The sequence below is a fragment of the Shinella sp. GW821-FHT11G07 genome (assembly GCF_058808115.1).
The window spans coordinates 353,304-376,507 of the sequence record NZ_JBXARJ010000005.1 but is presented as its reverse complement, the minus strand read 5'-3'; the positions used below and the strand labels follow the sequence as shown (position 1 = coordinate 376,507).

17 protein-coding genes and 1 pseudogene are annotated in these 23,204 nt (G+C 64.4%); 9 read left to right on the top strand and 9 right to left on the bottom strand.

Going from position 1 to position 23,204, the window contains the following annotated elements; translation table 11 throughout:
• Positions 1–9 precede the first annotated feature (9 nt).
• The 8 genes and pseudogenes from ahcY (at position 10) to trxA (ending at position 13,757) form a co-directional block, all read left to right on the top strand.
• A complete protein-coding gene (gene ahcY / locus AC1RT2_RS12775; protein ID WP_493102315.1) occupies positions 10–1,410 on the top strand; it encodes an adenosylhomocysteinase in 1,401 nt (466 codons plus the stop codon).
• 288 nt (positions 1,411–1,698) lie between these two features.
• On the top strand, positions 1,699–4,152 hold the full coding sequence (locus tag AC1RT2_RS12770) for a sensor histidine kinase (protein WP_493102313.1): 2,454 nt from the start codon (positions 1,699–1,701) through the stop codon (positions 4,150–4,152).
• Positions 4,153–4,167: 15 nt separating this feature from the next.
• Positions 4,168–5,664 carry a tRNA (adenosine(37)-N6)-threonylcarbamoyltransferase complex ATPase subunit type 1 TsaE gene (gene tsaE / locus AC1RT2_RS12765; protein ID WP_493102311.1) on the top strand — a complete coding sequence of 499 codons (1,497 nt, stop codon included), beginning with the start codon at positions 4,168–4,170 and terminating at the stop codon, positions 5,662–5,664.
• Between the two features lie 13 nt (positions 5,665–5,677).
• Complete coding sequence (locus AC1RT2_RS12760) at positions 5,678–6,412, top strand: nucleotidyltransferase family protein (RefSeq protein ID WP_493102309.1); 735 nt, start codon at positions 5,678–5,680, stop codon at positions 6,410–6,412.
• A 25-nt stretch (positions 6,413–6,437) separates the two neighbouring features.
• Positions 6,438–6,558: pseudogene (locus tag AC1RT2_RS12755) on the top strand (endonuclease domain-containing protein); the annotation flags it as partial.
• Between the two features lie 35 nt (positions 6,559–6,593).
• Complete coding sequence (addB, locus tag AC1RT2_RS12750) at positions 6,594–9,773, top strand: double-strand break repair protein AddB (protein ID WP_493102307.1); 3,180 nt, start codon at positions 6,594–6,596, stop codon at positions 9,771–9,773.
• Complete coding sequence (addA, locus tag AC1RT2_RS12745; protein ID WP_493102305.1) at positions 9,766–13,341, top strand: double-strand break repair helicase AddA; 3,576 nt, start codon at positions 9,766–9,768, stop codon at positions 13,339–13,341. Before addB ends, addA begins: the two co-directional genes overlap by 8 nt.
• A gap of 95 nt (positions 13,342–13,436) precedes the next feature.
• On the top strand, positions 13,437–13,757 hold the full coding sequence (gene trxA / locus AC1RT2_RS12740; protein ID WP_069060512.1) for a thioredoxin: 321 nt from the start codon (positions 13,437–13,439) through the stop codon (positions 13,755–13,757).
• Between the two features lie 57 nt (positions 13,758–13,814).
• Here trxA and AC1RT2_RS12735 read toward each other — a convergent pair whose 3' ends face one another.
• The 5 genes from AC1RT2_RS12735 to AC1RT2_RS12715 are packed head-to-tail and all read right to left on the bottom strand — an operon-like array spanning position 13,815 to position 18,879.
• Entirely contained in the window at positions 13,815–15,158 is a 1,344-nt protein-coding gene (locus AC1RT2_RS12735) for a bifunctional folylpolyglutamate synthase/dihydrofolate synthase (RefSeq protein ID WP_493102303.1), read from the bottom strand.
• Positions 15,159–15,180: 22 nt separating this feature from the next.
• A complete protein-coding gene (gene accD / locus AC1RT2_RS12730; RefSeq protein ID WP_493102301.1) occupies positions 15,181–16,092 on the bottom strand; it encodes an acetyl-CoA carboxylase, carboxyltransferase subunit beta in 912 nt (303 codons plus the stop codon).
• Between the two features lie 42 nt (positions 16,093–16,134).
• Positions 16,135–16,974 carry a tryptophan synthase subunit alpha gene (gene trpA / locus AC1RT2_RS12725; RefSeq protein WP_069060515.1) on the bottom strand — a complete coding sequence of 280 codons (840 nt, stop codon included), beginning with the start codon at positions 16,972–16,974 and terminating at the stop codon, positions 16,135–16,137.
• A 1-nt stretch (position 16,975) separates the two neighbouring features.
• Positions 16,976–18,196, bottom strand: coding sequence for a tryptophan synthase subunit beta (gene trpB / locus AC1RT2_RS12720; protein WP_493102299.1), 1,221 nt, complete (start codon positions 18,194–18,196; stop codon positions 16,976–16,978).
• A complete protein-coding gene (locus tag AC1RT2_RS12715) occupies positions 18,193–18,879 on the bottom strand; it encodes a phosphoribosylanthranilate isomerase (RefSeq protein ID WP_493102298.1) in 687 nt (228 codons plus the stop codon). The genes trpB and AC1RT2_RS12715 overlap by 4 nt, the downstream gene beginning before the upstream one ends.
• 129 nt (positions 18,880–19,008) lie before the next feature.
• Between AC1RT2_RS12715 and AC1RT2_RS12710 the strand changes: the two genes are divergently transcribed.
• Positions 19,009–19,203 carry a YqaE/Pmp3 family membrane protein gene (locus AC1RT2_RS12710; RefSeq protein ID WP_069060518.1) on the top strand — a complete coding sequence of 65 codons (195 nt, stop codon included), beginning with the start codon at positions 19,009–19,011 and terminating at the stop codon, positions 19,201–19,203.
• Between the two features lie 3 nt (positions 19,204–19,206).
• Here AC1RT2_RS12710 and AC1RT2_RS12705 read toward each other — a convergent pair whose 3' ends face one another.
• From AC1RT2_RS12705 to AC1RT2_RS12690, 4 genes are all read right to left on the bottom strand, one after another.
• Positions 19,207–19,968 (bottom strand): M48 family metallopeptidase, encoded by a 762-nt coding sequence (locus AC1RT2_RS12705; protein ID WP_493102297.1) that lies wholly within the window; start codon positions 19,966–19,968, stop codon positions 19,207–19,209.
• A gap of 182 nt (positions 19,969–20,150) precedes the next feature.
• A complete protein-coding gene (locus AC1RT2_RS12700) occupies positions 20,151–20,588 on the bottom strand; it encodes a DUF2852 domain-containing protein (RefSeq protein WP_069060521.1) in 438 nt (145 codons plus the stop codon).
• A 128-nt stretch (positions 20,589–20,716) separates the two neighbouring features.
• Positions 20,717–22,006 (bottom strand): polyhydroxyalkanoate depolymerase, encoded by a 1,290-nt coding sequence (gene phaZ, locus AC1RT2_RS12695; protein WP_493102296.1) that lies wholly within the window; start codon positions 22,004–22,006, stop codon positions 20,717–20,719.
• A 180-nt stretch (positions 22,007–22,186) separates the two neighbouring features.
• Complete coding sequence (locus AC1RT2_RS12690) at positions 22,187–23,203, bottom strand: zinc-binding alcohol dehydrogenase family protein (protein WP_493102295.1); 1,017 nt, start codon at positions 23,201–23,203, stop codon at positions 22,187–22,189.
• Position 23,204: the final 1 nt, after the last annotated feature.

Genomic DNA, 23,204 nt, shown 5'->3' with positions numbered 1-23,204 from the left:
GAGACCTCCATGACCACCACGAAGGACTACCACGTCGCCGATATCGCGCTTGCCGATTTCGGCCGCAAGGAAATTCAGATCGCCGAAACCGAAATGCCGGGCCTGATGGCCTGCCGCGAAGAATTCGGCACGGCAAAGCCGCTCAAGGGCGCGCGCATCGCCGGCTCGCTGCACATGACGATCCAGACCGCCGTTCTCATCGAGACGCTGGTCGCACTCGGCGCCGACGTGCGCTGGGCCTCGTGCAACATCTTCTCCACGCAGGACCATGCCGCCGCCGCGATCGCCGCCGCCGGCATCCCGGTCTATGCCGTGAAGGGCGAGACGCTGACGGAATACTGGGAATACACCGACAAGATCTTCCAGTGGACCGATGGCGGCCTCTCCAACATGATCCTCGACGATGGCGGCGATGCCACCATGTACATCCTGCTCGGTGCCCGCGCCGAAGCCGGCGAGAACGTGCTGTCGAACCCCGGTTCGGAAGAAGAGGAAATCCTCTTCGCACAGATCAAGAAGCGCCTTGCTGCAACGCCCGGCTGGTTCACCAAGCAGCGCGATGCCATCCAGGGCGTCACCGAAGAGACTACGACCGGCGTCAACCGTCTCTACCAGCTCCAGCAGAAGGGCCTGCTGCCCTTCCCCGCAATCAACGTCAACGATTCGGTCACCAAGTCGAAGTTCGACAACAAGTACGGCTGCAAGGAATCGCTGGTCGACGGCATCCGCCGCGGCACCGACGTGATGATGGCCGGCAAGGTCGCCGTCGTCTGCGGTTACGGCGACGTCGGCAAGGGTTCGGCTGCATCGCTCAAAGGTGCCGGCGCCCGCGTAAAAGTCACGGAAATCGATCCGATCTGCGCGCTCCAGGCTGCCATGGACGGTTTTGAAGTCGTGCAGCTCGAGGACGTCGTCTCCTCGGCCGACATCTTCATCACCACGACCGGCAACAAGGACGTCATCCGCGTCGACCATATGCGCGAGATGAAGGACATGGCGATCGTCGGCAATATCGGCCACTTCGACAACGAGATCCAGGTCGCCTCGCTGAAGAACTTCAAGTGGACGAACATCAAGCCGCAGGTCGACATGATCGAGTTCCCGAAGGGCAACCGCATGATCCTGCTGTCGGAAGGCCGCCTGCTCAACCTCGGCAACGCCACAGGCCACCCGTCCTTCGTGATGTCCGCTTCGTTCTCCAACCAGGTTCTGGCCCAGATCGAGCTCTTCACCAAGGGCGACGCCTACAAGAACGAGGTCTACGTTCTGCCAAAGCAGCTCGACGAGAAGGTCGCGCGCCTTCACCTCGCCAAGCTCGGCGCCAAGCTGACCGAACTTTCCGACGAGCAGGCCGGCTATATCGGCGTGACGACGACCGGTCCGTTCAAGGCTGAGCACTACAGGTACTGATCCTTACCCGGATTATCCACAACATCTAGAGGCGGTGCGCTTGACAAGGCGCGCCGCCTCTTTTTTGGCCTCGTCCCTTCCCGACGATTCGGTAAACAAGTATCGTTAAGCAGTTGATTCGGCGTTGAGATGCGGACCTTACGCGCCGGATGGGATGTCTTGTCGATCAGGCGGCAAACGGACGGAGACATACCGGGGATGATGTCGGAATTGAAACGAGGCCGTTCCAGGCAGGCTTTCGCCATGCCGGAACGGGACACAGCGCATTCGTTTGCGCTCCAAAAATTTATGGTTAACGGATGGTTTACGAACGGCAGGCGCCGTCTCGTATCGATACTGGCGGCCGGCTCTGCGCTGGCGTCTGTTGCCGGCCCGGCGCATGCGGCTGGCCCCTATCTGGCCACGACCGAAATCGTCACCATTTCCATGCTGCTCGGCGTGATGTCCGCGGCGATGGTTTCTGCCATCTGGATGATCCGCCAGCGCGGCCGCATGGAAGCGGAAAGTCGCGAGCTGAAGGCAAGTCTTGCCGACGCCCGCCACAACGTCTCGCGCCTCCAGGCGCTGATCGGCGACAAGGACCGGCGCATCGTCGTGTGGGACGGCCTTTCCGACAAGCCGGAATTCCTAGGCCAGTTGCCGGCGGAAACCGGCGCTCCGCAGGCCGACCGTGATTTCCTGGCCTTCGGCCGCTGGCTGAAACCCAACTCCGCCGCGGACATCGAACGCGCCGTGGAGCGGCTGCGCTCGCAGGCGCAGAGTTTTGACCTCATCATCGAAACGGCGCGGGACGAAGTCATCGAGGCGCAGGGCCGCGTGTCCGGCGGACAGGCCTTCGTGCGTTTCGTCGCCCTCAACAATCTTCGTGCTGAGGCAGCCGAGTTGAAGCTCGAGCGCGACCGGCTTGTGCAGGCGCTGACCACGCTGCAGGGCCTGCTCGACCAGATCGACCTTCCCGTGTGGCAACGTGCCGGCGACGGATCGCTCGCCTGGGTGAACGAAGCCTATGCCGAGGCCGTCGAGGCGAAGGATGCGGCCAGCGCCGTCCACGAGGGACGCGAACTGCTGCCGGCCATCGCGCGCGAAAAGATCCGCGCCGCCAGCACCTATGATGCCCCCTTCCGCGACAAGGTCTCGACCGTCGTGCACGGCAACCGCAGCTTCTTCGATGTCGTCGACGCGAAAAGCGCGACCGGTTCCGCCGGCATCGCCGTCAACATTTCCGATATCGAGGCCGTGCGCGAGGAACTCGTGCGCACGCTGAAGAGCCATGCCGAGACGCTCGACCATCTGGCAACACCGGTCGCAATCTTCGACGGCGAACAGCGCCTGCAATTCTATAACCAGGCTTTCCAGCGCATGTGGGAGATCGAAACGGCCTTCCTCGAAAGTAAGCCGGGCAATGGCGAGCTGCTCGACAGGCTGCGTGCCGGCGGCAAGCTGCCGGAGCAGCTGAACTGGAAACAGTGGAAGGACGCCGCCCTTTCCGTCTATCGCGCCATCGAAACCCAGACCGACCTCTGGCACCTGCCGAACGGCCAGACGCTGCGCGTTTTCGCGACCGCGCGCCCGCAGGGCGGCGCCACCTGGGTCTTCGAGAACCTGACCGAAAAGGTCGATCTCGAAACGCGCTACAACACGCTGGTGCAGGTGCAGGACGAGACGATCGACCATCTCGCCGAAGGTGTGGCGGTGTTCAGCCCGGATGGGCGCATCCGGCTGTCCAATCCGGCCTTCCGCGCGCTCTGGGGCATCAGCGAGGCGGAGGTGAAATCCGGCACGCATATCCGCGCTATCGAGCAGGCCTGTGCGGTCTCCTACGACAAGCCGGACGGCTGGAAGCGCTTCGCGCACATCATCACCAGCTTCGATGACGAGCGCCCGTCCTGCCAGGGCGTGCTGGAGCTGCGCACCGGCCTGATCCTCGACTTCGCCGTCATTCCGCTTTCCAACGCCCAGACGATGCTGACCTTCGTCAACGTCACCGACAGCGTGCGCGTCAGCCGTGCACTGACGGAAAAGAACGAGGCGCTGCGCAAGGCGGACGCGCTGAAGAACGATTTTGTCCAGCACGTCTCCTATGAGCTGCGCTCGCCGCTCACCAACATCATCGGCTTTGCGGACCTTCTGAAGACGCCGACCATGGGCGAACTCAACGACCGGCAATCGGAATATGTCGATCACATCGCGACCTCCTCGGCCGTGCTGCTGACCATCGTCAACGACATTCTCGATCTCGCCACCGTCGATGCCGGCATCATGGAACTCGACTATAGCGAGATCAACCTGACGGACCTGCTCGACGACGTGTCGATGCAGTTTTCCGACCGCCTGCACGACGCGCAGGTGACGCTGGAAATCACCGCGCCGGACAATCTCGGCACCATCGTCGCCGACCAGCAGCGCCTGAAGCAGATTCTCATCAAGCTGCTCAGCAACGCCGCGAATTTTGCGCCGGAGGGCACGTCCATCGGGCTCAAATGCTGGCGCGAGGGCAGCGACCTTGTCTTCACCGTCTCGGACCGCGGGCCGGGCATCCCGCAGGATGTGCTGAAGACGGTGTTCGATCGCTTCGAAAGCCACGGCCGCCACGGCGGCGCGGGCCTCGGTCTCTCCATCGTCGAAAGCTTCGTCAGCCTGCATCACGGCACCGTCACGATCGATAGCCACGAGGGCCGCGGCACGGATGTCGCCGTCCGCCTCCCCTCCGCGACGATGACGTCGTTTGCAGCGGCGGAATAGGCCCGAAGGACCACCATGTCGCTCGACATCTTTCTCGCCGACGACGCCGCAACCATCCGCTTCGGCGAGGACATGGCGCTCGCCCTGAAGCGCGGCGACTATGTAGCGCTCCATGGCGATCTCGGTGCAGGCAAGTCGACCTTTGCCCGCGCGGTGATCCGCGCCATTGCGGACGATGCCCTGCTGGAAGTGCCGAGCCCGACCTTCACGCTGGTGCAGAGCTATGAGCTGCGCATCCCCGTCGCGCATTTCGACCTCTACCGCATTGCGGACGCTGCCGAGATCGATGAACTCGGGTTCGATGAAGCGCTTTCCGACGGTATCTGCCTCGTCGAATGGCCGGAAAAGGGTTCTGGCGCGCTGCCGACCGACGGGATCACGCTGCGCTTCGTGCACGAGGGTGATGGCCGCCGTGTTGGGATCGACGGGCCGGCGGCAGCACTTACCCGGATTCGGCGCTCGCTGGCGATCCGCGCCTTCCTCGACAATGCCGGCTACCAGAATGCGACACGGCGGCACCTGACGGGCGATGCGTCCGTTCGTGCCTACGAGCATGTCTACACGGGTGAAAAGCGTCTCGTCCTGATGGATTCGCCGCGGCACACGCCGGGACCGATCCTTGCCAAGGGCAAATATTACCAACAGATCGCCCATATCGCCGAAGATGTGCGGCCGTTCATCGCGATTGGCAGATACCTCGTCTCCCGCGACCTTCGTGCGCCTGCCATTTACGACATGGACATCGACCAAGGTATCCTGCTGATCGAAGACCTCGGCAGCGAGGGTGTCCTCGACGCCGATGGCGTGCCGATCACTGAGCGCTACCGCGAAAGTGCCGCCTGCCTTGCGCGCATGCACGGGCAGGTTTTTGCGCGTGATCTGCCTGTCGCCAATGGTATCGTCCACCGCGTGCCGGATTTCGACCGTGACGCCATGCAGATCGAGGTGAGCCTGCTCACCGACTGGTATCTGCCCTGGAAGCGCGGAACGCCGGCAAGCGACGAAGAACGGCGCGACTATATCGCGATCTGGGATGGGCTGATCGAAAGCCTCGCGGAAGCGGAACACAATCTGCTGCTGCGCGATTTCCATTCACCGAACATCATCTGGCGTCCGGAGGCGACCGGCACCGACCGGGTCGGCATCATCGACTTCCAGGATGCGATGATCGGCCCGTCCGCCTATGACGTCGCCTCGCTGGTGCAGGATGCCCGTGTCGACATGCCGGACGGTGTGGCGGACGATGTGCTGGACCACTATCTTTCCCTGCGCGGCAAGGAGGCCGGTTTCGACCGCGAACGCTTCCTGCGCGACTGGCATGTCATGGCGGCACAGCGCAACTGCAAGCTCATCGGCCTGTGGGTGCGGCTGATGCAGCGCGACGGAAAGCCCGCCTATATGCGCCACATGCCGCGCACCTTCCGCAATCTCACGCGTGTGCTCGGCCATCCCGACCTCGCCCCCTTGCGCGACTGGTGCGAAAAGGCTGGAATCCTCGCGACCGAATCATAAGCGCGAGTATCCGATGACAATCGAAGACGCCATGGTGCTGGCCGCCGGCCTTGGAACGCGCCTGCGCCCCATCACCGATACGATGCCGAAGCCGCTGGTGCCCATCGCCGGAAAGGCGATGATCGACTATGGGCTCGACGCGCTGGCAGAGGCGGGCGTGAAGCGCGCCGTCGTCAACGTTCATCACTTCGCCGACCAGATGAAAGCCCATCTCGCAACGCGCACGGAACCAGCGATCATTCTCTCCGACGAAACCGATGGCCTGATGAATTCGGGCGGCGGGCTCGCCAAGGGCTTGAAGCTGCTTGGCCGGGATCCTGTGCTCGTGATGAATGCCGACCTGTTCTGGATCGGCGAGACGCCGGATCGGCCGAGCAATCTCGCCCGGCTGGCCGAGGCCTTCGATCCGGACCGCATGGACATGTTGCTGCTTTGTGTAAAGCTGGAGGACACGACCGGCCACAATGGCAAGAAGGATTTTTCCATGGACACGGCGGGGCACCTCAAGCGCTACAAGGACGGCGACGGTACGCCGTACGTTTATGCCGGTGCCATCGCCATGATGCCTGGTCTGCTGGATGATGCGCCCGACGATGCCTTCAACCTCAACATCTATTTCGACCGGGCGATCGAAAAGGGCCGGCTGTACGGCATCATGCTGGAAGGCCACTGGATCACTGTCGGCACGCCGGACGCGATCGGTGCGGCGGAAGCCGTGATCGGCGCCTTCCGCGAGGCCGCGGCGTGACATTCACCGAAAGGCATGAGGGGTCTCCCCCTCATCCGACCCTACGGGCCACCTTCTCCCCTCGGGGGAGAAGGGGAAACGAGACGTTTACGGTTTTTTCCTTCTCCCCCGCGGGAAGAAGGTGCCGGCAGGCGGATGAGGGGGCGTCTCGCACTGCGACCGCACCTCTCGGAGAACTGTCATGACGGAACGCGGCCGCATCTATTCCATTCCGGCGAGCCTGCCCTTTCTGAAGACGGTGGCCTCGACCCTCATCGACGGCCAACTTGTTCCCGGCTTTACCTATGATCCGGCCGATCCGCTGGCGCTCGCCGACGTGACGGTCTATGTGCCGACCCGGCGTTCGGCCCGCGTGCTGCGCTCGGAATTCGTCGATCTTCTCGGCGGGCGCTCGGCGATCCTGCCGGTCATCCGGGCGCTGGGCGAGACCGACGACGACAGCGGCTTCTTCGATGACGTCACGCCGGCACTGCTCGATATGGCGGAACCGCTTTCCGGGCCGACGCGGCTTATCGAACTCGCGCGTCTCGTGCTGGCCTGGCGCAACCGCCTGCCGGCCGCCGTCACCGCCGTGCATGCCGAAAGCCCACTGGTGGCGCCGGCGAGCCCGGCCGATGCCGTCTGGCTTGCCCGCAACCTCGCCGACATCATCGACGCGATGGAGACGGAGGAGCTCGATTGGCTGGCGCTCGACAATCTCGACGTGTCGAACCATGCGCTCTGGTGGCAGCTGACCGCCGAATTTTTGAAGATCGCCAGCGAATATTGGCCGGCGCGACTGACCGAGCTCAACCGCTCCTCGCCATCGCTCCGGCGCAATGCGACGCTGCATGCCGAAACGGAGCGCTACAGACACGCGCCGCCTGCAGGCCCGGTGATCATCGCCGGTTCGACCGGCTCCATTCCGGCGACGGCCGGCCTTATCGCCGCCGTGGCGGAGCTGCCGAACGGCGTCGTCATCCTGCCGGGGCTCGACCGTTTCATGTCCGACGCCGAATGGCTGCTCGTCGGCCATCAGGGCAGTGCATTGGGCGCACAGAAACCGGATGCAGCCGCCCGCAGTCATCCGCAATACGGCCTCTACCGCCTGCTCGCCCGCATGGGCTGCACCCGCAGTGATGTCGAGCCGCTCGGCACGCCCCACGAAGCGTTGGAGTACCGTGCAAAAGTCCTCTCCAGCGCCTTCCTGCCGACGCAGGCGACGGCAAGCTGGGGCGATGTTCGCGGCGCGCTCGATGTCGAACGACTAGAGGACGCTTTCCGTGACGTCTCGCTCGTCGAGGCGGCCAATGAACGCGAGGAGGCGCTGGCGATCGCCATAACGCTGCGTCTTGCACTGGAAGACGGCGAAGACGCCCAGGCCGCGCTGATCACACCCGACCGCAAGCTCGGGCGACGCGTGGCGGCGGAACTTGCGCGATTCGGCATCGAGGCGGACGATTCGGCCGGCACGCCGCTCCTGTCCACGCCGCAGGGCACGCTTCTGCGGCTCCTGGTCGAGGCGGCGCTGCGTCCCGGCGATCCGGTGCCGCTCGTTGCACTTCTAAAACACCCGCTCGCCCACTTCGGCCTGCCTTCCGCCGACCTCGGCGACGCCGTCACCGCGCTGGAGCTGACTGCGCTGCGTGGCGGCACGGCCGAGATCGACATCTCCACGCTCGAACCCCTGCTCGATGCCGCACTAGAGCGACAGGCGGACGACCGCCATCCACCCGTCTGGCGCACGGCCCTGCCCGAGCAGGCTATCCCGCTGGCGCGTGATCTTGCACGCCGCGTTGCAGACGCCGTCGAGCCGCTGGCCGGCGTGCTGGTGCAGCAAAGCCGCACCGGGCGTCGCTTTTCGTCGAAACTCACCGTTTCCGACTGGGCCGAGCGGACCGGCCGTGCGCTGGAGGCGGTGGCGGTGGATGAGCGCGGCGATCTTGCTGCACTCTGGTCCGGTGAGGCGGGCGATGCCCTTGCCAACCTGCTGAAGAGCGTGATGGAGACGGACGGCCAGATCGAGGCGGACGGGCCGCAATGGTGCGACATCATCGAGGCGCTCGCAGCGAGCGAAAGCGTCAAGCCGCGCTCCATGCGCCATCCCCGCGTCTTCATTTTCGGCGCACTCGAATCGCGCCTGCAGAGCGTCGATACGGTCGTAATCGGCGGGTTGAACGAGGGCACCTGGCCGGGGCAGGCGACGAACGACGCCTTCCTCTCGCGCATCATGAAGGTGGAAATCGGCCTGGAGCCGCCGGAACGGCGGATCGGCCAGCTGGGCCATGATTTGCAGATGGCGGCCGCGACCCCCAAACTGATCCTGACCCGGGCGTTGCGCAACGGCACGGCACCGACCGTCGCCTCGCGCTGGCTGCAACGGCTCATCGCCGTCGGTGGTCCGGTTCTGGCGGCCGATCTGCGCCTGCGCGGCAAGGACGTCATCGACTGGGCAAACCAGCTCGACAAGGGACCCAATGTGGCGAATGCAGCGCGCCCGGCACCGCGGCCACCCGCCGAGCTGCAACCGAAAAAATACTCCTTCAGCCAGATCGGCCGCCTTCGGCGCGATCCTTATGCGATCTATGCCCGGCATATCCTGCGTCTCGATCCGATCGCACCGTTCAACCTCGACCCGGGGCCGGCCGAGCGCGGCTCGCTCTATCACCGCATCGTCGATCGCTTCGTGCGGGAGGAGGCAACGGGCGAGCCCCACACCCTCGTCGCCCGCATCCTGAACGAGGAATTCGATGCGGTCGCGCTGCCGCCGCATATCGATGCCGTCTGGCGTCCGCGGTTTGCCGCGGTCGCCCGCGCCTTCGTGACATGGCATCTCGAACGGGCCGGCGGCGTTCGCGAAAGCCTGACGGAAGTTCCGGCCTCGCTCGATCTCGGTGTCGCCGGTATCCGGCTGACCGGCATTGCCGACCGGATCGACATCCTGCCGGATGGCAGCGCCGATATTCTCGACTACAAGACCGGCAGCACGCCCTCACTCAAGGTGGCACGCGCACTGCTCGATCCGCAGCTGGCACTGGAAGCGGCGGCACTCAAGCGCGGTGCCTTCCGGGGGCCGGGCATCCGTGAGCCGGCAAACCTTCTTTATGTGCGCCTCAAGCCGGGTGAGCGGTTCAAGGCCGAACAGGTCAATAACGAACACGCCAAATCCGCCGGCACGATACCGAAATCCGCCGCCGACCTCGGCGAGGATTCTCTGACGGAGCTGGAAAAGCTGCTGACCGGGCTGATCGAGGGGCGCTACGGCTTCGCCTCCCGGCTCATTCCCGAGCAGGAACGGGACTATGGCGGCGAATACGACCACCTGGCGCGGGTCGCCGAATGGTCATCGGCGGAAAATGGCGGGGAGACCGAGGATGCTTGAGGACGGTGTTCCCAAGGACGATCGGCCCGCCTCCGCCGATCCAGCCACCTGGCTGAGCTGGACGTCGCAGAAACAGGCGACGGCGTCGGATCCCGATCGCTCGGCCTGGGTTTCGGCCAATGCCGGCTCTGGCAAGACGCACGTCCTGACCCAGCGTGTCATCCGGCTGCTGCTCGCCGGCTGCCGGCCATCGGCCATCCTTTGCCTGACCTATACCAAGGCAGCAGCCTCCGAAATGTCGAACCGCGTCTTCGAGCGGCTCGCCGATTGGGCGACACTCTCCGACGCGGAACTGTCCGAGCGCGTGGCCTCCGTCGAGGGCAAGCGGCCGGACCTCCTCAAGCTCGCCGAGGCGCGCCGCCTGTTTGCCCGGGCGCTCGAAACGCCGGGCGGCCTCAAGATCCAGACCATCCACGCCTTCTGCGAGGCGCTGCTGCACCAGTTTCCGCTGGAAGCCAATGTGGCCGGTCATTTTTCCGTGCTCGATGACCGGGCGGCAGCGGTGCTTCTGGCAGATGCCCGCCGCACGCTGCTGACGGCAACGACGAGCGAGGACGACGCGGCGCTGACCGACGCCTTCGCCACCGTGCTCGACATTGCCGACGATACCGGGCTCGAGCGGCTGATCTCCGACATCGTCGCGCGCCGCGGGCCCATCCGGGAGTTTCTTGAAGGCGCGACGAAAGCCGGCGGCGTGGATGTCGTGCTGCGCCGGGAAACCGGGCTCGATCCCAGCGAGACGGCGGAGGACATTCTGGCGTCTTTCTGGCCGCTCGATGGCTTGCAGGGTGTCACGCTTGAATCCTACCTCGTCGCCGCCGAAAATCTTGGTAGCGAGACGGTGAAGGCGTCCGCTGCCGGTTTGCGCGGCCTGATAAAGCTGACGGATGCCGAGGCGCGGCGGGCGGCACTCTACGATCTGTTCTTCACCGGCACCGGCGCGCCGCGCAGCCTGGACCGGTCGTTCTTCTCCAAGAAAGTGCGCGACAGCGCGCCCTATCTGGAAGAGGCGCTGCTGGCCGCGCAGGCGCATATCACGGCCTGCGAAGACCGACTGCGGCGCTTTCGCATGTATGAGGCGACATCGGCAGCCCTTGTCATCGCGGAGCGGCTGATCGGCGACTATGAGGATTTGAAGCGGGCGCGCAGCCTGCTCGACTTCGACGACCTGATCGACCGGACGGCGGCGCTCTTGACCCGTGACCGGGTGAGCGCCTGGGTGCACTACAAGCTCGACCAGGGCATCGACCACATCCTCGTCGACGAGGCGCAGGACACCAGCCCACGGCAATGGCAGATCGTAAAAGCCTTGACCGACGATTTCTTTGCCGGCGAAACGGCGCGCGTTACGGGGCGCACGATCTTCGCCGTGGGCGACGAGAAACAGTCGATCTATTCCTTCCAGGGCGCCCGGCCGGAACGCTTTGCCGAGGAAGGCCGCGAGGTTTCGCGGCGCACGCGGGCGGCGGACACCGCCTTCAGCCCGATCCGCCTGCTGCTCTCCTTCCGCTCGACACGTGATGTGCTGTCAGCCGTCGACCGGGTGTTTCTCGAGGCCGGCAATGCGCGCGGGCTGTCGCCGGATGGCGGGGAGATCGTGCATGCCTCCAATCGCGGGCGCGAGCCGGGGGCCGTCGATATCTGGGAGGTGATCGCCGCACCACCCGGGCTGGACGAGGACGACTGGACCGCGCCCTTCGATGCCGTGGCCGAAGAAGCGCCGATCAACGTGCTGGCGCGGCGCATCGCCGACACGCTGGCGGGCTGGATCGGCCGCGAGACCGTGACGGAAAAGCGCAAGGCGCGGCTGATGGCCGCCGGCGACGTCATCGTGCTTGTGCGCAAGCGCGACGCCTTCGTCAATGCGCTCACCCGCACCCTCAAGCAGCGGCACAACCTGCCCGTCGCCGGTGCCGACCGGCTGGTGCTGACAAAACATATTGCCGTGCAGGACCTGATGGCGCTCGGCCGCTTTGCCGTGCTGCCGGAGGACGATCTTTCCCTTGCGGCGCTGTTGAAGAGCCCGCTGTTCGGCGTCGGTGAGGACGCGCTGTTCGAACTGGCGGCGCGGCGCGGCGAAAAGGAAGGCCTCTGGGCGCGGTTGCGCGCGGCGGGGGAAGAGGATGTCACGTTTTTTTCGATCGTTCGGCGGCTGGAAAATCTTGTCCGTGACGCGCGTGGCCAGTCGGTGCACGACTTTTATGCGCGCATCCTGGGTGCCGGCGGCGGGCGACGGGCGTTTCTTGCCCGGCTCGGGACGGAGGCGGGCGAGATTATCGACGAATTCCTCACCTTCGCGCTGGAGCAGGAGGAAAACGGCCTGCCCGGCCTTCAAGCCTTCGTTTCCACGCTGGAGCTGGAGGCGCCGACGGTCAAGCGCGAGCAGGACAAGGCGCGCGGCGAAATCCGCATCATGACCGTGCACGCGGCCAAAGGGTTGGAAGCGCCGGTTGTGTTCCTCGTCGATGGCGGGGCAAAGGCTTTCAGCCACAGCCACATGCCGACCCTGCGCTTCCTTTCGGCAGAAAACCTCGCCGGCGGCCTACCGGCCTGGCTGCCGCTGAAGGATTTCGGCAATGCTCTGACCGCGACCGATGCGGAGCGCATCAAGGCCGGTGCCGAAGAGGAATACCGCCGGCTGCTCTATGTGGCGATGACACGCGCGGCGGACCGGCTGGTGGTTTGCGGCTATCGCGGGCGGCAGGAGAACAAGGATACCTGGCATCCCATGATCGCGACGGCGCTATTATCCGATAGTGAACGCGCCGTCGAAACGACCTTTTCGACGGCGGGCGAGAGCTGGCAGGGCCTGGCCTGGCGTGAAGCCGGCGCGGCGGCTGTCGGCGACGTCATCGTAGCCTCCATCGAGGAGAAGACCAGAACCATCCTGCCCGAAGCGCTCGGCAAACCCCTGCCGGTGCAGAAAGCCTTGCCGCGGCCGCTGAGCCCATCCGGTGCCGCAGCGGTGATCGAGACGGATGCAGCTGATCTGCTGGTGCCCTCGGCGCTGTTTGCGCGGCGGGGCGGCGGCGGCCCGGATACGGGGCTAGCGCTGGAGCGCGGACGCATCCTGCATCGGTTCCTGCAGGTCCTGCCGTCCTTCGACCCGGGCGAGCGGCCGGAAGCGGCGCGGCGTTATCTCGAACGGGCCGCCGCGAACTGGCCGGCCGCAGCGCGGGCTTCGCTTGTGACAGCGGCGCTGGCGGTGATCGACGACAAGAGCCTTGTGTCGATCTTTTCCCCTGCGGCGCGGGCGGAAGTGTCGATCATGGGCACATTGGCGCTGGGCAGCCGCGACTATGCGGTATCGGGTCGGATCGACCGCATGGCCGTCAGCGAAACGGCGGTGGAGATCGTTGATTTCAAGACGAACCGGGTGCCGCCGGCGTCGGCGGAGGCGATTCCCTTCGAACACCGCGCGCAGCTGGCGATCTACCGGGCGATCCTCGGACCACTCTATCCCGGCCGGGAAATCCGCTGCGGACTGATCTACACGGAAGCGGCGAAAACCTATTGGCTGGAGGCCGGGGTTCTGGAGGCGAGCCTTGCCGAACTCACGTCAAAGTGAGATACCGGGCAGAACAATCCACCATCGGCCGGGCTTGAAACCGCAGGCCAAAAGCATCACATCCTGTGCAACAATCACCATTCAAGGAGAGCCTCATGGCTACCGTTAAAGTCGATCAGTCCAATTTCGAGGCCGAAGTGCTGAATTCCGCCGAGCCGGTCGTTGTCGATTTCTGGGCTGAATGGTGCGGCCCGTGCAAGATGATCGCCCCGGCACTCGAAGAAATCGCCACCGAACTGGCCGGCAAGGTCAAGGTCGCCAAGCTGAACATCGACGAGAACCCGGAACTCGCCGCCAAGTTCGGCGTACGCTCCATTCCGACGCTCGCCATGTTCAAGGGCGGTGAAGTGGCCGATATCAAGGTCGGCGCCGCGCCGAAGACGGCCCTGTCCTCGTGGATTTCCAGCGCCGCCTGATCGGCTGACGGCTGCTTTAAAGAAAAAGCCCGGCTGGAAAGCCGGGCTTTTTGTCGTTCAGGTGGGCGGCGTGCCGTTGTCGGCGAGCACGTCACCGACGAGATAGAGCGAGCCGCCGATCAGGATGCGCGGCGGCACGGAATCTTCCGCGGTGATGTTGCCGATTTCGGCCAGCGCATCGGCGACCGTCAGGAGCGGTGCCGCTTCCAGGCCGGCGCGGGCGGCATCTTCGGCAAGCGCCACCGGATCGAGCCCGGCATCCGAGCCGCGGATCGGCACCGTGAAGACGCGTTCGGCAAGGCCGCCGAAGGGTTCGAAGTAGCCGATCGGATCCTTCGTATTGATCATGCCGGTGATGAGGAAAAGCGGGCGCGCCTCGCGCTCCTCGAAATTCGCCATGGTCTCGGCGATCACCTGACCGGCGCCGGGATTGTGGCCGCCATCGACCCAGATCTCGCTGCCGCGCGGGGCAAGCCGCTGGAGCGTGCCGTCGGTCAGCCGTTGCAGGCGACCCGGCCATTCGACGCGGACGAGGCCCATTTCCAGGGCATGGTCGGAGATGGTGAAACCGGCAGCCTTGACGGTTCGGATCGCAGCAGCCGCGTTGCCATATTGGTGGCGGCCCGGCAGGCGCGGCAGGGGCAGGTCGGCCAGGCCGAATTCGTCCTGATAGACGAGCCGACCGTACTCCTCATGCGCCATGAAATCCTGGCCATAGATGGCATGCGGGCAGCCGAGCCGTTCGGCGGTCTCGATCAGCACGTCGCGGGCGGCCTCTTCCGACTGGTAGCCGATGACGACCGGCGTGCCGCGCTTCATGATGCCGGCCTTTTCCGCCGCGATCAGTTCGACGCGGTCGCCGAGATAGGCCTGGTGGTCGAGCGAGATCGGCATGATGACGCTGACCGCCGGGTGCGGCATGACATTCGTCGCATCGAAGCGTCCACCCAGGCCAACCTCGATGATCGCCACATCCGCCGGATGCTCGGAGAACAGGACGAAGGTAACGGCCGTCAGGATTTCGAATACGGTGATCTTTTCGCCGCCATTGGCTTCCGCGACGCGGCGGACGACATCGGCCAGCACGGCGTCTTCCACGAACTGGCCACGACCGCCCTTGACGCCGATGCGGTAGCGCTCGTGCCAGTTGACGAGGTGGGGCGAGGTGTGGACGTGGACGCCAAAACCCTGGGCCTCCAGGATCGAACGGCAGAATGCCGTAACCGAGCCCTTGCCATTGGTGCCGGCCACATGGATGACCGGCGGTAGTCTCAAATGAGGATCGCCGAGGGCTGCGAGAAGCCGCGTGATGCGGTCCAGCGAAAGATCGAATCCCTTGGGATGGAGGCCGAGAAGCTTCTCGATCTCCGCTGCCGCTTCGCTGGCCGTTACCATCGTCATCTTACCCTCGCGATGAGGTTTTTTACTGCGCCGCAATGGCGACAGCGCCGTTCGCGACGACAGGGGATGCCGCCGCTGCCGGCTTCTTCATCAGGATTTTCAGAAGGCGAGCCAGCGTGTCCGGGATGTCATGGCGCTTGACGACCAGGTCGATCATGCCGTGTTCCAGCAGGTATTCCGACGTCTGGAAGCCTTCGGGAAGTTTTTCGCGGATCGTCTGCTCGATGACGCGCTTGCCGGCAAAGCAGATTTCGGCACCCGGCTCGGCAAGGTGGATATCGCCCAGCATCGCGTAGGACGCCGTAACGCCGCCGGTCGTCGGGTTGGTGAGCACGACGATGTAAGGAAGGCCGGCTTCCTTGAGCATTTCCACGGCCACCGTGGTGCGCGGCAGCTGCATCAGCGACAGGATGCCTTCCTGCATGCGCGCGCCGCCGGAGGCGGGGAACATGACGAGCGGGCATTTTTCGGCAATCGCGCGTTCGAAGGCCTTGATGATCGCCTCGCCTGCGGCAATGCCGAGCGAGCCACCCATGAAGTTGAACTCATGCACGACGGCGACGAGCTTGACGCCGCGCGACTTGCCGACGCCGGCGACAATGGTGTCTTCCAGATCGGTCTTGGTGCGGCTGTCGCGCAGGCGGTCGGTGTACTTCTTCGAATCGCGGAATTTCAGCGGATCCTGCGCCACCTTCGGCTGCTGCAGGGCCTCGTAGACGCCGTCGTCGAACAGATCCTTGAGCCGTGCCTTGGCCGGCATCTTCATGTGGTAGCCCGAGGCGGGGATGACCCACTTGTTTTCCTCGAGATCGCGGTGAAACACCATCTCGCCGGTTTCCGGGCACTTGATCCAGAGGTTTTCCGGAACGTCCCGGTCGGGGCGGCCAAGCATCGAGTTGATCTTCGGCCGAACGTAATTCGTGATCCAGTTCACGGTCTAGACTCCCGTTATAATGGTGGTTCCCATGTGGGAACTTTACTCCGCCGCCGCAAGGCGCGACGCACGCACGCCCGATGCGAGGCTCATGACCAGCGTCTCGACGCCGGCAACGGTGGCGGCACTGGCCTTGCCGTCCGCCGTCAGGCTGGAGGCGATCTGGTTGACGATGGCAGTGCCGACGACGACACCATCCGCCGAAGCGCCGATGGCGCGGGCGTGTTCCGCCGTCTTGACGCCGAAACCGACGCAGACCGGCAGCGTCGTATGCGCCTTGATGCGGCCGACGGCGCCGCCGATGAGCGACGGATCCGGCAGAGCCGAACCGGTGATGCCGTTCATCGACACATAATAGACGAAGCCCGAGGTGTTTTTCAGCACTGTCGGCAGGCGTTTTTCATCCGTGGTCGGTGTTGCCAGACGAATGAAGTTGATGCCCTTGGCAAGCGCCGGGATGCACAGTTCGTCGTCCATTTCCGGTGGCAGGTCGACGACGATCAGGCCGTCGATGCCAGCTTCAAGCGCCTCGTCGAGGAAGCGGTCGACGCCGTAGATGTAGATCGGGTTGTAATAGCCCATCAGCACGATTGGCGTCGCGTCGTCGTGCTTGCGGAAGTCGCGGGCCATCTGGATCGTCTTGGCGAGCGTCTGGCCGCCGGCGAGCGCGCGCTGGCCGGCCAGCTGGATCGCCGGGCCATCGGCCATCGGGTCGGAAAAGGGCATGCCGAGTTCGATGACGTCGGAGCCTGCCTTCGGCAGCGCCTTCATGATCTCCAGCGAGCTGGTGTAGTCCGGGTCGCCGGCCATGAAATAGGTGACGAGGGCCGGGCGGCCTTCCGCTGCGATATCCGCAAAGCGTTTGTCCATGCGTGCGGTCATCTTAGAGCTCCATGCCGAGGATCTTGCCGACGGTGAAGATATCCTTGTCGCCGCGGCCGGAGAGGTTCATCAGGATGATCTGGTCCTTGCCCATCTTCGGCGCGCGCTTGATGACTTCGGCGATGGCGTGGCTCGGCTCGAGCGCCGGAATGATGCCTTCGAGCTTCGTCAGCAGCTGGAAGGCTTCCAGCGCTTCATCGTCCATGATCGGCACATATTCGGCGCGACCGATCTGGTGCAGCCAGGCATGTTCGGGGCCGATGCCGGGATAGTCGAGGCCGGCGGAAATCGAATGGCCTTCCTTGATCTGGCCGTCCGCATCCTGCAGCAGGTAGGTGCGGTTGCCATGCAGCACGCCCGGCGAACCGGCGGTCAGCGAGGCACAGTGCAGGTCGCCGTCAAGGCCCTTGCCGCCGGCTTCGACGCCGACGATCTGCACGCTCTTGTCGTCGAGGAAGGGATGGAAGATGCCGATGGCGTTCGAACCGCCGCCGACGGCCGCGATCACCATGTCCGGAAGGCGACCCTCGGCGGCCAGAAGCTGCTCGCGGGCTTCCGTGCCGATGACGGCCTGGAAGTCGCGCACCATCTCCGGATAGGGGTGCGGGCCTGCGGCGGTGCCGATCAGGTAATAGGTATCGTCGACATTGGTGACCCAGTCACGCAAGGCCTCGTTCATGGCGTCCTTCAGCGTGCCGCTGCCCGCCGTCACCGGCTTCACTTCGGCACCGAGCAGCTTCATGCGGAAAACGTTCGGCGCCTGACGCTCGACATCCGTCGCGCCCATATAGACGACGCAGGGGAAGCCGAAGCGTGCGGCAACGGTGGCCGACGCCACGCCATGCTGGCCGGCACCGGTTTCCGCGATGATGCGCGTCTTGCCCATGCGCTTGGCGAGCAGGATCTGGCCGATGCAGTTGTTGATCTTGTGCGAACCGGTGTGGTTCAGCTCTTCGCGCTTGAAATAGATCTTTGCGCCGCCGAGATGCTGCGTCAGGCGCTCGGCATAATAGAGCGGGCTCGGCCGGCCGATATAGTGCGCGCCGAGATCCTTCAGCTCCGCCTGGAACGCTGGATCGGTCTTCGCCCTGTCCCACTCGTCCTGAAGCTCGAGGATCAGCGGCATCAGGGTTTCGGCAACGAAGCGGCCCCCGAAAATGCCGAAACGGCCGTCCTCGTCCGGACCCTCGCGGTACGAATTCAGGTTGGGTGACTGGTTCACTTGCCTCTCCCTGCGACGGCGGTCTCGTGTTCCGCTTTTCGTGCCGCTTCAAAAAACGCTTCGATCAGGCCGAGATCCTTGACGCCCGGTGCGCTTTCGACGCCGGAGCTGGCATCGATGCCCGGTGCGCCGGTCAGCCGGATGGCCTCGGCGAGATTATCCTTGTTCAGCCCACCGGAAAGCATGTAATCGACGCCGTCGTCAAGCAAATGCATGAGCGTCCAGTCGAAGGACACGCCATTGCCGCCCGGAAGTTCGGAGCCGGCCGGCGGCTTGGCATCGAACAGGAACCGGTCGGCGATGCCGATATAGGGTTCGATCTTCTTCAGATCGTCCGCGTCGCGCACCGAAAAGGCTTTCATGACAGGCAGGCCATAGACCGCCTTGACGTTCAGCACGCGTTCCGGGGTCTCGCTGCCGTGCAACTGGAGAATGTCGGGTGAAAGCTGGTCGACGATCTCGTCGAGTTCGTCATTGTCGGCATTGACCGTGACGGCGACGATCTTCACCCGGCCGCGCACGCGATCCGCCAGACGGCCGGCATCCGAGGGCTCGATGTTGCGCGGGCTTTTCGGAAAGAAGATGAAGCCGATATGCGTGGCGCCGAGCGAAACAGCCTTGTCGACGGCCTCCTCGGTCTTCAGCCCGCAGATCTTGATGTCCAGTGACGTGTCGCGTGTCATGGGCAGGGAAGTCGCACGATTTTCCCGAAGAGTCGAGCCGAAAGACGGCGGCGAATCGTCCGGAACCGGCACCCTTGCATGACAGCCCGGCGGTCCCATATGGGTTGAAGATACAGACTGGAGACCTCCATGCGGCTCATCATTGCCATCCTCCTGCCCTTTCTCGTGTTTTTCACCATCGGGCGGCCGATTGCCGGCATTATTTGCCTCATCTTGCAGATCACGCTGATCGGCTGGCTGCCCGCCGCCATCTGGGCCGTCTACGCTCTGGGGCAGTATAATACGGACAAGAAAATCCGGGATGCACTGGGCGACCGACGCTAGGTATCAGCCGAAATCCAGGGCGTGCAGCAGGCTGCCATTGCGCTTCAGCCAGCGTTTCGCCTCTTCCGTGGTCGGGCAGAGCTGTTCACACAACGCCCAGAAGGCCGGACTGTGGTTCATCTCGCGAAGATGCGCTACTTCGTGGGCCGCGAGATAGTCGATAACACCGGGCGGCGCCATGGCGATGCGCCAGGAAAAGCTGAGGGCGCCATCGGCTGAACACGAGCCCCAGCGGCTGCGCGTATCACGCAACGTCAGCGACTTCACTTTCTTACCGATGCGGCCGGCATGAACGGCGACGAGCCTGTCCAGCTCCAGCCGCGCCTCCTTCTTCAGGAAATCACTGATGCGGCGCGGAATGCTCTCTTCCATGCCGCCGACGCGCAGCACCGCCTCCTCATCGATGATCAAGGCTTCCGTCAGGCCGCGCAGCCGGCCCGTCGCCTCGATCCGGTGGGAAATACCACGGATCATCACATAGCCGCCATCCGCCAGTTCGTTCGTCGTGCGAAACTTTGCCAGCTTGGTCATCAGCCAGCCCTGATGACGATCGAGGAAGTCGCGGATATCGCGCTCCGGCACGCCGCTCGGCACCGTCATGCGCAGCGCCCGCCCGCCGGGCTCGATGCGCAGCGTCAGGCGCGTCGCGCGAAAATCCCGCCGGATGGTGAGCGGCAGGCGCCTGCCGTTGACGTCGACCTCACGCCTTTCCGGCGGGGGCGGCGTCTTCAGGGCCTTGCGCGGCTTGCGAAGCGAGGAAAACATGCTGCCTTTCATAGCCGATTCGGCCCCGACTGAAACGCCCCGACGAAAAAACCGGCGCCTGGGCGCCGGTCGGGAATTCACCACCCTCTCTCCTGTCATGGTCGGGCTTGACCGACCAACCATGCCGCGGACGCTGCGTGGATCCTCGGGTCAAGCCCGAGGATGACGAAGGGGGGCGACGCCTACGTAGCGGGGAAGCCCGGGACGTCGCCATGGCCGGAGGCGCGGCGTTCGCGCATGAAGCGGTCGAACTCCTCCTGGTCCTTGGCGCGGCGCAGCTCGCGGCTATAGGCATCGAACTCCTCGCGCATTTCGTCAAGCTTGCGGCGCTCCTCGTCGAGGCGGGCGAGCTCGGCGTCACGCCAGTCGTCGAAGGCGACGTTGCCGGTGGCGGCGCGGAACGCGGAACGACCGCGACCACGGCCGAACTTGCTGCGGCAGGAGGCGAACATGCCATCGAGATTATCGTTGGCGTCTTTCTTGAAGGATTTCAGGCGGTCGCCGAAGATGATGTAGGCGAGCATGGCGAGGCCGAGCGGCCAGAACACCACGAAGCCAAGCACCATCAGGGCGATGGTCGCAGGCGTCCAGTCCGGACGGATCAGTGCTGACTGGTTCATGTGCAATCTTCCTCACGATCGGCGGAAACCACCTCGGTTTCCACTGATTCCGATGTGGTTAGACCGCCCATCGCGTTCAAGACGATGTCCGATGAATTCGGACAAGTGCCTGAAAGCAGCCCGAAAAATCAGGAAGCAGCGCTCGACTTGCCGCCCTTGATAACACGAGGCATCGGCTTCGCCTTCGCGCTGCGGGCATGTTCGTGCATGAACGCCACGATGCGCGGCGCGATCTCCTTGCGGAAGCGCGAGCCGTTGAAGACGCCGTAATGGCCGACATCCGGTTGCATGTAGTGCATGCGCATATGGTCCGGAATGTTGGTGCAGATGGTCTGCGCCGCCTTGGTCTGGCCGACGCCGGAAATGTCGTCGTTCTCGCCTTCGACGGTGAGGAGCGCCACATTACGGATCGCCGTCGTATCGACGGGACGGGCGCGGTGCATCATCTCGCCCTTCGGCAGAGCATGTTTCATGAAGACCGTTTCGACCGTCTGCAGATAGAACTCCGCCGTCAGGTCCATGACCGCCAGATACTCGTCGTAGAAATCCCGGTGCTTTTCGGCAGCGTCACCATCGTTCTTCACGAGATGTGCAAAAAACTCCTTGTGCGCGACGACGTGGCGATCGAGGTTCATCGACATGAAGCCGGAGAGCTGCAGGAAGCCCGGATAGACCATGCGCATGACGCCCGGCTGCGGCCACGGCACCGGCATGATGACATTGTCGCGGAACCAGTCGATCGGCTTTTCTTCCGCGAGCTTGTTGACCGCGGTCGGGTTGATGCGCGTGTCGATCGGCCCGCCCATCAGCGTCATGCTGGACGGCGACAGCGGGTCATTGTCGGCTTCCATGACGGCAACAGCGGCCAGCACCGGCACGGCCGGCTGGCAGACGGCGACCACATGCGTATCCGGACCCAGCGCATGCAGCATCTGGATAACGTAATCGATATAGTCGTCGAGATCGAAACTACCATCGGAAAGCGGCACCATGCGCGCATCCACCCAGTCGGTGATATGCACTTCCGCATGCGGCAGCAGCGCTTCGACCGTGCCGCGCAGCAGCGTTGCATAGTGGCCGGACATCGGCGCGACGATCAGGACCTTCGGGTCCTTGCGGTGGCCGGCCGGCAGACACCGCTCGAAATGGATGAGATTGCAGAAGGGCTGTTTCCAGACGACCTTTTCGTGAACCGAAATGGTCTGGCCATCGACAACCGTGGTGGGAAGGCCGAATTCCGGCTTGCCATAGCGGCGGGTGGTGCGTTCGAGCACTTCGAAGCCTGCGGCCATGGTGCGGCCGAACGTGGTATGCGTCAGCGGATTGAGCGGGTTGCGGAACGCCATGCGCATCTGGTCCGCGACGACACGCCAGGGTGCCATCATCGCATGGTTGAGTTCGTAGAGCTGATAGTACATCGGACGCGTTACCCCATTTCCCGGTGCAAGGCCCAAGCCCGCTGCACCACCGGTTTCCGCAGATGCGAAAAGACTAACATGTTTTCGCTGCGTGGCAACACGCCGCATGTCCATCCTAAGCCCGCGAACCTTTCGCGGGCATGAACAGAATTCTGCCCTTCGCCGGGTTTCCGGCCCCGTTCAGGCAGCAACGCGCACGATCGCCTTGATGAGGCCGGCCTTTTCCGCCGCCCAGCGGGCAAGGTCGAGGGGAACGCGCTCCAGCGTGGTGCGATGGGTGACGAGCCTGTCCACCGGGATCTGTCCCGCGCGGATCGCCGCCATCACATGCTCGAAATCGACGCGCGTCGCGTTGCGGCTGCCGACCAGCGTCATTTCCCGCTTGTGGAACTCCGGATCGGAGAAACGGATCTCGTCCTTCACCACGCTGACCAGCACGAGCGCGCCGCCATGGGCGACATAGGCGAAGGCCGCTTGCATCGACGCTGCGTAGCCGGTGGCATCGAAGACGACATCGAAACCGTCGCCGCCGGTGGCATCCAGTACCATCTGCGCCGCCGCCGAGCCCGCGACGATGCCGTCGTCGAAACCGAACCGCTCCCTGGCCATGGCGAGGCGTTCGGTGGACGTGTCCATCAGCGTCACGGCGTGGCCGGCAATGCGGGAGAACAGTGCGGTGCCCAGGCCGATCGGTCCGGCGCCGATCACCAGCGCCCGGGATCCTGCGGGCGCCAGCGAGCGGCGCACGGCATGGGCGCCGATCGCCAGAAACTCCACGGTCGCGGCCGCCTCCAGGGAAAGACCGTCAGCCGGATAAAGATTATCGGCCGGGACGAGGATTTCCTCACAGAGCGCGCCATCCGTATGCACGCCGAGAACGCGGATCGCGGTGCAGCAATTGGGCTTGCCCTTCCGGCAGGCGATGCAGGTACCGCAGGAAATATAGGGGTTCACCACGACAGGAGCACCGACAGCAAGTGCGCTCTGGCCGGGGTCGGTGACGATGGCGGAGACTTCGTGGCCCATCACCCGGGGATAGTCGAGGAATGGGTGTTTGCCTTCGAAGATGTGGTAATCGGTGCCGCAGATGCCGACATGGCTGACGGCGACGCGCACCCAGCCGTCGGGCGGTGCGCCCGGGTTTTCACGGACAGCAATCTCCAGCCGGCCGGGTTCGATGCAGACGATGGCTTTCATC

Coding starts and splice junctions, on each gene's coding strand:
- trxA (WP_069060512.1), top strand. CDS start 13,437: ATGGCTACCGTTAAAGTCGATCAGTCCAATTTCGAGGCCGAAGTGCTG.
- AC1RT2_RS12760 (WP_493102309.1), top strand. CDS start 5,678: ATGACAATCGAAGACGCCATGGTGCTGGCCGCCGGCCTTGGAACGCGC.
- AC1RT2_RS12700 (WP_069060521.1), bottom strand. CDS start 20,588: ATGAACCAGTCAGCACTGATCCGTCCGGACTGGACGCCTGCGACCATC.
- AC1RT2_RS12770 (WP_493102313.1), top strand. CDS start 1,699: ATGGTTAACGGATGGTTTACGAACGGCAGGCGCCGTCTCGTATCGATA.
- AC1RT2_RS12715 (WP_493102298.1), bottom strand. CDS start 18,879: ATGACACGCGACACGTCACTGGACATCAAGATCTGCGGGCTGAAGACC.
- AC1RT2_RS12690 (WP_493102295.1), bottom strand. CDS start 23,203: ATGAAAGCCATCGTCTGCATCGAACCCGGCCGGCTGGAGATTGCTGTC.
- AC1RT2_RS12710 (WP_069060518.1), top strand. CDS start 19,009: ATGCGGCTCATCATTGCCATCCTCCTGCCCTTTCTCGTGTTTTTCACC.
- ahcY (WP_493102315.1), top strand. CDS start 10: ATGACCACCACGAAGGACTACCACGTCGCCGATATCGCGCTTGCCGAT.
- AC1RT2_RS12735 (WP_493102303.1), bottom strand. CDS start 15,158: ATGACGATGGTAACGGCCAGCGAAGCGGCAGCGGAGATCGAGAAGCTT.
- AC1RT2_RS12705 (WP_493102297.1), bottom strand. CDS start 19,968: ATGTTTTCCTCGCTTCGCAAGCCGCGCAAGGCCCTGAAGACGCCGCCC.
- tsaE (WP_493102311.1), top strand. CDS start 4,168: ATGTCGCTCGACATCTTTCTCGCCGACGACGCCGCAACCATCCGCTTC.
- addB (WP_493102307.1), top strand. CDS start 6,594: ATGACGGAACGCGGCCGCATCTATTCCATTCCGGCGAGCCTGCCCTTT.
- trpA (WP_069060515.1), bottom strand. CDS start 16,974: ATGACCGCACGCATGGACAAACGCTTTGCGGATATCGCAGCGGAAGGC.
- phaZ (WP_493102296.1), bottom strand. CDS start 22,006: ATGTACTATCAGCTCTACGAACTCAACCATGCGATGATGGCACCCTGG.
- addA (WP_493102305.1), top strand. CDS start 9,766: ATGCTTGAGGACGGTGTTCCCAAGGACGATCGGCCCGCCTCCGCCGAT.